The sequence below is a fragment of the Pseudomonas sp. 1L-E-NC-VB-C3 genome (genome assembly GCF_057291535.1).
Genome location: NZ_JBXAWD010000012.1, coordinates 179,610 through 188,833 on the forward strand (window position 1 = coordinate 179,610; position 9,224 = coordinate 188,833).

Below are 9,224 nucleotides of genomic sequence, written 5' to 3' on the forward strand. Positions count from 1 at the left end.
GTTCATTACCGGCACATCCTTGTGTTAATGGGTTGAAGGTTGATGCTGCTGGCACACGGTGACCCAATGGTCGGACGGGGTCAATTAAGCCGATTCCTCTTGTTTCGTAAGAAAAAATACCGCTGTGTAGGACGCCAGCAGTTGGACGAAGAATTAATTGCCAGCTCGGTGGCTTTTTTAAGGCACACAGTGGTCAAGATGTTTCAATCGATTTCAATTCTTGGAGTGACGTTATGAGTGAACGCCGGGCACTGCTGATCTTGCATGGCAAACAGGCACTCAACGAGGATGTCCGCGCTGCCGTCGAAGCCAAGCGTGAGCAAGGCTGGGAGCTGGCTGTGCGAGTGACCTGGGAGGCCGGCGACGCCCAGCGTCTGGTCGAGGAAGCGTTGGCGGCCGGCTACAGCAAAATCATCGCCGGTGGCGGTGATGGCACATTGCGCGATATTGCCGAGGCGCTGGCTCAGCATCCGCAAAAAGCCAGTCTTGTGTTGCTGCCGCTGGGAACCGCCAACGATTTCTCCCGCGCCGCCGGTATTTCCCTGGAGCCTGCCGAAGCCCTTGAGCTACTGGATGTTCAGCCCTCGGATATCGATCTGGGCGAAGTGGGCGGGCAGATTTTCCTGAACATGGCGACCGGCGGATTCGGCAGCCAGGTGACCGCCAATACTTCGGAAGATCTGAAAAAGGTCTTGGGCGGCGCCGCGTATCTGTTTACCGGCCTGACCCGGTTCAGCGAACTGCATGCCGCTTACGGCGAGTTGCAAGGCCCGGATTTCCATTGGCAGGGTGAGCTGCTGGCGCTGGGTATCGGTAACGGTCGGCAGGCGGGTGGCGGCCATGTGCTGTGCCCCGAGGCACAGGTCGATGATGGTTTGCTGGACATCAGTATCCTGCCGGCACCGCAAGAACTGGTCGGCACGCTGAAGAATCTGCTGAGCGAGGGCTTCGGCCTCGACAACATGTTCGTGCGGGCGCGATTGCCGTGGGTCGAGATCAAGGTCGCCGAAGGGCTGAGCATCAATCTCGACGGCGAGCCACTGGAGGGTGACAGTCTGCGTTTTGTTGCGAAACCCGCAGCGTTGCAGGTGCACTTGCCAAAGGACTCGCCGCTATTGAGTCAACTGACGCCAGTCAGTCATCAAGACTGATGATCTGCTCGCGCACGGCGAACAGCACCAGGCCCGCCACGTCATAGATCTGCAGGCGCTTCATGATCTGTGCGCGGTGGGTTTCCACGGTCTTGACGCTCAAGCCCAGGCCGTTGGCGATTTCCCGGGTCGATTTGCCGCGCACGATCAGGCGAAGGATTTCCAGCTGGCGCGCGGTCAGATTGTGCGAATCGGCGATGTCCGGCTGGCTTTTCTGGTTGCGTGTCAGTGCCTGATTGATCACGGTGTGAGCGATGGCCGGGCTGAGATAGCGTTCGTTGTTGCGCAGGGCTTCCAGCGCGTGCTCGAGCTCGGTGGCCGTGGTGTCCTTGAGCAGGTAGCCATGGGCACCGGACTCCAGCGCTTGCATGATCAGCGCCGGATCGGTGTGCATCGACAGAATCAGCACTTTGCTCTGCGGCCGAACGCGCTTGAGGCGTTGCAGCGCTTCCAGGCCACCGGTTTCCCTCATCGAGATGTCCAGCAATACGATGTCGGGGCTCAGTTGCTCGACCATTTCGAGCAATTGCGAACCATCACTGGCTTCGCCGATTACCGCGTAACCGGGAATATCCAGAACCAGAGCACGCACGCCGGCTCTGATCAGCGAGTGGTCATCCACCAGAAGTAAGTTACAAGTCAACGCATAACCTTATTCGTACTGGCCCGTTCGAGCGCTCGCGGCGCCCACGGGAAAAGTGCTTCGATTCGAGTGCCTTTGCCCGGCTCGCTGATAACGCTCAATGTGCCGCCCAACTGTTCGATGCGCTCGGCCATTCCGGCCATGCCGCGTTGACCTTCTCTGGCCGGGTCGGCCGCCGGGGCAAAACCCAGGCCGTCATCACTGATCAACAGCGTCAGACCTTGCGGCAATCGCTGTACCCGAATCAACAGGTTTTTTGCCTGTGCGTGGCGCAGGATGTTGGTCACGGCTTCCTGGGCAATGCGAAACGCCGCGACGGCCATTTCTTCGGGGATGCCGTTGAGCCGTTGCTGGCAATCGAGACTCCAGTTGACCGGCGTGTTGGCCAGTGTCTTGAGCAAGTGCGCACGCAGGCTGGCTTCGAGGCCCAGACTGGTCAATTGACGTGGATTGAGAATCGCCGAGACGTCACGCACCTTGGTAAGGGTTTCATCCAGTGTGTCGCAGAGCACCTTGCATTGTTCCTGCAGATCCTCCGGCAGGCGGCGTTTGAGCCAGTCACTTTGCAGCTTGGCGGCAGTGAGCAACTGGCCGATATCGTCGTGCAATTCCCGGCTGAGGCGATGGCGCTCGTTTTCCTGAACTTGCAACAGTCGATCAGCCAGCTCTTGTGGTTGAAACTTGATCGATTTGCGCGACAAGCGATATTGCACCCAGACGCACGCGGTGGCGGCGATGTCGAGCGCCAGCAATCCCAAAGGAAGGCGTGCGGAAACAACATACGCCAGCAGACTGCCCAAGGTCGCCAGAACACACAGAACAAGTGTGAAGCGCCGGGCGTTTTCCCGAGAAGGTGGCCATGTAATGAGTGACTTGAGACTGGCGTACATAACGGATGGAGCCAATGGATGTTCGCTGCGGGCAGACCGACCGGTGACTGGCGGATCTCTGTGTGGAAATACTGTCATTTATGTTATTGATTCAAACCGCATTCATTAAGCGATCATTGACCGGCAATAACATCGAAAAGGTAACACTGAAGTCAGTATGCCATTAACCGGCAGGCAACTAACCGGCGGCATAATACCACTTAACATACCGTTGGTCGCGGTTGCTATATATGTCTATTCAGTCAGGAAATATCGGATCGTGGACGCAAGTTCCATATTGGAAAAAGCTGGAGTTGTTGTATTTGGGCCACTTCGATTTGCCTGGAAGTGTCGCTCGGTGGGCACAGGGAAAACCCTGATGGCGGCACCTGAAAATTAGCCGTTGGTCGGGCTGATTATTTGCCCCGGATTGTCGCTTTCAGGCACGAAGTATTCATTTACGACAATATCGCGACTTACCGGCTCAAGCCTGGCGCGCGGTAAAGGATGAAGAGAGCAAACGTTTGCTCACCATCTTGGGCTCGAACGAGGTTTGGCCCATTTGTGCCGCGAAGGCTTCGAGCAGATCAGTCTGTTCGCTTTTATCCAGGGTCAGCTGCCCGGTCTTGGGATCGACCAGCTCGAGCTGCCACGCCATCAAGGTCAGGCAGTCACGTAACGCATCGAGGGCCTGCTCGTGCAGATCTACGTGATCCTGCTGCAAATTGAGCAGGCTGTAGATGTGCAGGGAAAACTCGGAGATCGCTTCCAGCGCCAGTGCTTCGGCCCGGCCGGCCAGCTTCAGCAGAGTGCCGAGCATGCAGTCGATGGCATCCTTGTCATTGCTGATCAGTTGCAGATGGCTCAGGCATTCTTCGGACTTGGCGAGAAGCGTTTCGGCCTCGACCAGAAATTCGGGGAAGCGTTGCGCCCAGTCTTTACGGTCGATTGGCATGTTCATCTCCACCACGTCGTGTTGGTTGACGGATGGCCGTGTGTGGCGACGATCGTGAATCGTCGGCAGATCGCGCCCGGCGGTGCAGGTGCACGGACCGAGGGGTTCCAGAGGGTGGGTTGCCACTGAATTGCGATCGCACACAATAGCCTGACTCCGTTCATGCAATGAGAATGGCGTCACAGTAATGGCTATTGGAAATGGCGAATATCAGGTTGGGCCTGATTGATCCTAGGGGAATCCCTTAGGCGCGGGAACCTAACGTGCAAACCGAGGTCGCGCCGCAATGAATCTAGCAGATGAAATCACGATTGCCAGTAAAGCATGATGTCAGTGTGACATCAATGGCCGTTTATGGCATTTTTAGCGGCGCGCTTTACAGCAATCAAGATTAGCTGAATGCAGCCGATAAACCCCCATAGTGAATTCATCAGAACAAGCCCAGGAGTCATTGATGGCCGGCATTCTCGACACGGTAGACCAACGCACGCAACTGGTGGGTGAGAATCGCCTGGAAATCCTCATGTTTCGCCTGGCCGGACGCCAGCTGTTCGCGATCAACGTGTTCAAGGTTCAGGAAGTGCTGCAGCTGCCCAAGCTGACCCTGATGCCGCAGCGTCATCCCTTCGTCTGCGGCGTGGTCAATCTGCGCGGACAGACCTTGCCGGTGATCGACCTGTCTCAGGCAATCGGCATGCGCCCACTGGTGCCGGGTCCGAACAGCACGATCATCGTCACCGAATACAACCGTTCGGTGCAGGCCTTCCTCGTTGGTGGTGTCGACCGCATCGTCAACATGAACTGGGAAGCCATTCTGCCGCCGCCGACCAGTGCTGGCCGCCAGCATTATCTGACCGCGATCAGCAAGGTTGACGATCAACTGGTGGAGATCATCGACGTCGAGAAAGTCCTCGCTGAAATCGTCCCGTACAACGCCAAGGTTTCACGCGAAAAACTCGACGACCCGGTACTGGAGCGCGCCCGTGGCCGCGAAGTCTTGCTGGTGGACGACTCCAATGTAGCGCTCTCGCAATTGCGCGATACCCTCGGACAGCTCGGGGTGAAAATGCACATTGCCAGCGACGGTCTGAAAGCCTTGAACATGCTCAAGGCCTGGGCCGATAGCGGCGTGCACATGACCGACAAACTGCTGATGATTTTCACCGACGCGGAAATGCCGGAAATGGACGGTTATCGCCTGACCACGGAGATCCGCAACGACCCTCGCCTGCGTGGCCTGTACGTCGTACTGCACACCTCGCTATCGGGCAGTTTCAACGACTCGATGGTGAAGAAGGTCGGCTGCGATAACTTCCTCTCCAAATTCCAGCCGGACAAACTGGTCGACGTGGTGCGCCAGCGTCTGATGCTCGACGCCGTGCCGGCCTGAAACACGCACATCTTGCTTCCTGTGCGAGCCTGCTCGCGAAAGCGCAGGGTCGGACACATTGATGGTGAATGTGCCGGCCTCTTCGCGAGCAGGCTCGCTCCCACAGAAGTGTATTTACATTAATGACGGCTTTGATTCGGTATCGAAGCTCGTATAGGGTGGCGTTTTTCCATCAGGGAGCTGGCCATGCTGCGTCTGAGCGCGCTTTATCGTTACCCGTTGAAATCCGGCAAGGGCGAAATGCTGCAAAGCATTGAGCTGGACAAGCTCGGGCTGGCGGGCGACCGACGCTGGATGCTGGTGGACGAGGCCAGCGGGCGCTTTCTGACCCAGCGTGCCGAAGCGAAGATGAGTCAGTTGTCGGCGTTATGGAATGCCGGCGGCGGTCTGACCCTCAGCGCTCCCGAGCAGGGTTCTATCGAAGTCGCGCTGCCCGCTGCCGACGCCGAGCTGCGCGGTGTGACGATCTGGCGTGACACCCTGCGGGTGCCGGACGCCGGTGATCAAGCCGCGCGGTTTGTCAGCGACTTCCTCGGCAAGCCGACACGTCTGGTGCAGATGCCGCTCGAGCGGGCACGCACCACGCAGTCGGGTTTCGGCAAGGACGACGATCAAGTGGCGTTCGCCGACGGTTATCCATTGCTGCTGATCGGCGAAGCCTCGCGGCTGGCCCTCTCGGAAACGGTAGGGCGAGAGCTGGAGATGCTGCGCTTCCGTCCGAATCTGGTGATCGAAGGCAGCGCGGCTTACGCCGAGGACCAATGGAAACGCATTCGCATCGGCGATATCGAATTCCGCGTGGTCAAGCCATGTGCGCGTTGCATCATGACCACTGTTGACCCGCAAACCGGTGAGCGCAGTGCTGATCGTGAGCCGTTCGCGACGTTACAGAAACACCGCAGCACCGCCGATGGCGCGATGTTCGGGCAGAATCTGGTCAATGACGGTAACGGCCGCCTGGAAGTCGGCATGCCGGTGGAAATTCTCGAATAGACTTTCCCTGAAACGAAAAATGCCCGGGTCTTTTGGACTCGGGCATTTTTTTGCGCGGTGAAACCGGCGGGATCAGCCGCGGTATTCGCACAGGTAAGCGGTATCGACCGCGACCATCAGCTGGAACTTGCTGTTGGCCGGGACGTTGAACTGGCTGCCGGCGGCGAAGGTTTCCCAGTCGCTGCTGTCTGGCAGTTTTACGCTCAGCGCGCCGGAAACCACATGCATGATCTCGCGCTGGCTGGTGCCGAATTCGTATTCGCCCGGGGCCATGACGCCAATGGTCGCCGGACCTTCAGCGGTGCCAAAGGCGATCGACTTGACGGTGCCGTCGAAGTACTCGTTGACTTTAAACATGGGCGGATTCCTCGAAAAGGGCTTAAAAGGGGGCGGCCAGTATGCACAAGGCTTTTCGCGCCGTCACGCGTCTAAAGCGGCAGGACCAGCGGCAATAACCGTGCAGTATTGCGGGCATCTTCCAGCGCGCGATGTTGTTGGCCGTTGAACTGCATGCCCGCCAGTTGCAACGCGCCGTTGAGCCCCAGCGGTCGTTCCAGGCGGCGGGCCTTGGCGAAGCGCTGTTTGAGGTTCATGTGCGGGACTTTGCTCAGGCCGCTGTCGATGTTCAGGCGCTGCCACTCCTGGAGCAACTGCTGGCGATCGTAACCGCCCCAACTGGCCCAGCCTTCAAGGCGAGCCTGATGCTGCGCCAGCCAACGCTCAAAGGCCGGCCAGACTTCGCTCAGCGGTTGCGCCGAATCGATGTTGGCCTGAGTGATGTGCGTCAGCTCCCGACAGAATGGCGTCAGCAATGGCCGGCGGGTCGGTTTGACGAAGCGCTGGAAGTGATCCTGCTCGCGCCCGGCGCGGTCGACCAGGGTCGCACCGATCTCGATTATTTCCATCTCCGTGACCGGCCAGCCACCCTCGTCTGTGGTGGCTTCCAGATCTATGACCAGCCAATGGGGCATCGCAGGGTTCCTGATTTCCGCGTTCTGATTTATCAGAGCGTAGTCAAACCCCGCGCTTGTGCCTGGGCGACTACTCGACCTGCAACAGAACCTGACGATTTTTTACCTGATCGCCGACCTTCACTTGCACCCGTTTGAGCACGCCATCGATGCCGGCCTTCAGCGGATGCTCCATTTTCATTGCCTCCAGCACCACCAGCAATTGACCCTTGCTGACGGTACTGCCTTCGCAGACCAGCACATCGACAATGGCACCGTCCATCGGCGCTTTGAGGGTGCCGGAGGCGACGCTGGTCTGACTGTCGATCGGCGCATGAGTTCGATCCTCCAGGCGCAGGCTGCCTGGATGGGTGAACAGCAATAGCTGCCCATCGTGCAGACGGTAGGCATGACGCTGGCGCAGGCCGTCGATTTCCATGGTTACCGATTGCGCGGTGTGCTCAATGATTTTCACCGCCACAGTGCTTTCGCCAGCCTGCACGACCAACTCGCCCGATTTGCGCGCCAGCACCGACAGCGTCCAGTCCTGCTCGTCACTGCCGAGTCGATAGTGCAACGGCACGCTGGCGTTGTTGCGCCAGCCATTCAACGGGGCGCGATGGGGCAGGGCGCTGGCCTGATAGAACAACACCACAGCAATCGCCAGTTGCTTCGCCGTCGGCACATAAGTATTGAGGCAGGCATGGCTGGAAAAATGTTGCTGGATGAAGGCGGTGCTGAAATCGCCACAGATGAACTGCGGATGTTGCAACAGGCCTTCGAGCAAGCGTTGATTGCTTTGCACGCCAAGCAGCACCGTGTCCTGCACCGCACGCAACAGCTTGCGCCGCGCCTCTTCGCGGGTGGCACCGTGGGCGATCAGTTTGCCCAGCATCGGGTCGTAGAACGGGCTGACCGACTGACCTTCAAGCAGACCGTGATCGATCCGTGCGCCGTGATCAGAAGCCGGCTGCCATGCGGCAATTCGGCCGGTTTGCGGGAGAAAATCCGCAGCGGGATCTTCAGCGTAGAGGCGCACTTCCATGGCGTGACCGTCGAGGCGGACCTGCTCCTGCGTCAGCGGTAGCGGCTGACCCTCGGCAACCAGCAACTGCCACGCGACCAGATCGAGGCCGGTGATCATTTCCGTTACCGGGTGTTCGACCTGCAGGCGGGTGTTCATTTCCAGAAAGTAGAATTGCCCGCGCGCGTCGAGCAGGAACTCCACGGTGCCGGCGCCGACGTAATCCACCGCGCGCCCGGCCTTAAGCGCCGCTTCGCCCATGGCCTGGCGCAGCTCGGCGGTCATCACCGGGCACGGCGCTTCTTCGATGACTTTCTGATGGCGGCGCTGGATCGAGCAATCGCGTTCGCCGAGATAGACCAGATGCCCGTGCTGGTCGCCGAACAGTTGCACTTCGACGTGGCGCGGGTTGATCAAGGCCTGCTCGAGAATCAACTCGTCACTGCCGAAACCGTTCATTGCTTCGGACCGCGCGGTACGCAGTTGCGCCGCCAGTTCGCTGGCCTCGTGCACCAGACGCATGCCGCGTCCGCCGCCACCGGCGCTGGCCTTGATCATCAGCGGATAGCCGATGCGCTCGGCCTCGGCCAGCAGCGTCGCGTCGTCCTGCGCTGCGCCTTGATAGCCGGCAATGCATGGCACGCCCGCGTCGAGCATGGCAATTTTCGACAGGCGTTTGCTGCCCATCAGTTCGATCGCTTCGACGCTGGGGCCGATGAAAATCAGCCCGGCTTCGGCGCAGGCGCGGGCGAAATCGGCGTTTTCCGAGAGGAAGCCGTAGCCCGGGTGAATCGCATCGGCGCCGCTGCGGCGGGCGGCGTCGATGATCGCCGCAATGTTGAGGTAGGACTGCTGCACCGGCGCCGGGCCGATATGTACGGCTTGGTCGGCCATTTGCACGTGTAGCGCATCGGCGTCGGCGTCGCTGAACACGGCGACGGTGCGATAGCCCAGCGCCTGGGCCGTGCGCTGGATGCGGCAGGCGATTTCACCGCGGTTGGCGATCAGGATTTTGTGGAGGGTAGGCATGGTGGGGTTCCTGAAATGATAGCGGTGAATGGGATGGCCTCTTCGCGAGCAGGCTCGCTCCCACATTTGGAACGCATTTCAACCGCGAATTCGGGCGCTCCTGAGTTTTGGGCGGCGAAGGTGCGGGCCTCTTCGCGAGCAGGCTCGCTCCCACATTTGGAACGCATTTCAACCGCGAATTCGGGCGCTCCTGAGTTTTGGGCGGCGAAGGTGCGGGCCT

Annotated in this window: 9 protein-coding genes and 2 pseudogenes; 3 read left to right on the forward strand and 8 right to left on the reverse strand. The window is 59.4% G+C overall.

Annotated elements, in window-relative coordinates; all coding sequences use genetic code 11:
• Positions 1-233: 233 nt before the first annotated feature.
• Positions 234-1,151, forward strand: coding sequence for a lipid kinase YegS (yegS, locus tag AC0Z5Z_RS20515; RefSeq protein WP_041478444.1), 918 nt, complete (start codon positions 234-236; stop codon positions 1,149-1,151).
• Here the strand turns inward: yegS and AC0Z5Z_RS20520 are convergent.
• From AC0Z5Z_RS20520 to AC0Z5Z_RS20530, 3 genes are all read right to left on the reverse strand, one after another.
• Positions 1,135-1,794 (reverse strand): response regulator, encoded by a 660-nt coding sequence (locus tag AC0Z5Z_RS20520; RefSeq protein ID WP_041478445.1) that lies wholly within the window; start codon positions 1,792-1,794, stop codon positions 1,135-1,137. The two genes, yegS and AC0Z5Z_RS20520, sit on opposite strands and share 17 nt — an antisense overlap.
• Entirely contained in the window at positions 1,791-2,684 is an 894-nt protein-coding gene (locus AC0Z5Z_RS20525; protein ID WP_024013690.1) for a sensor histidine kinase, read from the reverse strand. Before AC0Z5Z_RS20525 ends, AC0Z5Z_RS20520 begins: the two co-directional genes overlap by 4 nt.
• A 463-nt stretch (positions 2,685-3,147) precedes the next feature.
• On the reverse strand, positions 3,148-3,618 hold the full coding sequence (locus AC0Z5Z_RS20530; RefSeq protein WP_217851858.1) for a hypothetical protein: 471 nt from the start codon (positions 3,616-3,618) through the stop codon (positions 3,148-3,150).
• 454 nt (positions 3,619-4,072) lie between these two features.
• On the opposite strand from AC0Z5Z_RS20530, the gene AC0Z5Z_RS20535 reads away from it, so the two are divergent.
• Both AC0Z5Z_RS20535 and AC0Z5Z_RS20540 read left to right on the forward strand, forming a co-directional pair.
• The gene (locus AC0Z5Z_RS20535; protein WP_150637783.1) at positions 4,073-5,008 is read left to right on the forward strand and encodes a chemotaxis protein CheV; all 936 of its coding nucleotides are present in this window, start codon (positions 4,073-4,075) and stop codon (positions 5,006-5,008) included.
• A 186-nt stretch (positions 5,009-5,194) separates the two neighbouring features.
• Entirely contained in the window at positions 5,195-6,001 is an 807-nt protein-coding gene (locus AC0Z5Z_RS20540; protein ID WP_122746639.1) for an MOSC N-terminal beta barrel domain-containing protein, read from the forward strand.
• Positions 6,002-6,073: 72 nt separating this feature from the next.
• On the opposite strand, the gene ppnP is transcribed toward AC0Z5Z_RS20540, so the two are convergent.
• The 5 genes and pseudogenes from ppnP to AC0Z5Z_RS20565 all read right to left on the reverse strand — a co-directional run.
• The gene (gene ppnP, locus AC0Z5Z_RS20545) at positions 6,074-6,358 is read right to left on the reverse strand and encodes a pyrimidine/purine nucleoside phosphorylase (RefSeq protein ID WP_485611575.1); all 285 of its coding nucleotides are present in this window, start codon (positions 6,356-6,358) and stop codon (positions 6,074-6,076) included.
• Between the two features lie 71 nt (positions 6,359-6,429).
• On the reverse strand, positions 6,430-6,972 hold the full coding sequence (locus AC0Z5Z_RS20550) for a 3'-5' exonuclease (protein ID WP_024013686.1): 543 nt from the start codon (positions 6,970-6,972) through the stop codon (positions 6,430-6,432).
• Between the two features lie 70 nt (positions 6,973-7,042).
• On the reverse strand, positions 7,043-7,333 hold the full coding sequence (locus AC0Z5Z_RS20555) for an acyl-CoA carboxylase biotin carboxyl carrier protein subunit (RefSeq protein WP_485611577.1): 291 nt from the start codon (positions 7,331-7,333) through the stop codon (positions 7,043-7,045).
• A gap of 18 nt (positions 7,334-7,351) precedes the next feature.
• Positions 7,352-7,501 (reverse strand): annotated as a pseudogene (locus AC0Z5Z_RS20560) (hypothetical protein); the annotation flags it as partial.
• Positions 7,489-9,004: pseudogene (locus tag AC0Z5Z_RS20565) on the reverse strand (acetyl-CoA carboxylase biotin carboxylase subunit); the annotation flags it as partial. The pseudogenes AC0Z5Z_RS20565 and AC0Z5Z_RS20560, both read right to left, overlap by 13 nt.
• Positions 9,005-9,224: the final 220 nt, after the last annotated feature.

Excerpts from the sequence above, each read along its gene's own strand:
- yegS (WP_041478444.1), top strand. The coding sequence starts at position 234 with ATGAGTGAACGCCGGGCACTGCTGATCTTGCATGGCAAACAGGCACTC.
- AC0Z5Z_RS20525 (WP_024013690.1), bottom strand. The coding sequence starts at position 2,684 with ATGTACGCCAGTCTCAAGTCACTCATTACATGGCCACCTTCTCGGGAA.
- AC0Z5Z_RS20530 (WP_217851858.1), bottom strand. The coding sequence starts at position 3,618 with ATGCCAATCGACCGTAAAGACTGGGCGCAACGCTTCCCCGAATTTCTG.
- AC0Z5Z_RS20535 (WP_150637783.1), top strand. The coding sequence starts at position 4,073 with ATGGCCGGCATTCTCGACACGGTAGACCAACGCACGCAACTGGTGGGT.
- AC0Z5Z_RS20540 (WP_122746639.1), top strand. The coding sequence starts at position 5,195 with ATGCTGCGTCTGAGCGCGCTTTATCGTTACCCGTTGAAATCCGGCAAG.
- ppnP (WP_485611575.1), bottom strand. The coding sequence starts at position 6,358 with ATGTTTAAAGTCAACGAGTACTTCGACGGCACCGTCAAGTCGATCGCC.
- AC0Z5Z_RS20550 (WP_024013686.1), bottom strand. The coding sequence starts at position 6,972 with ATGCCCCATTGGCTGGTCATAGATCTGGAAGCCACCACAGACGAGGGT.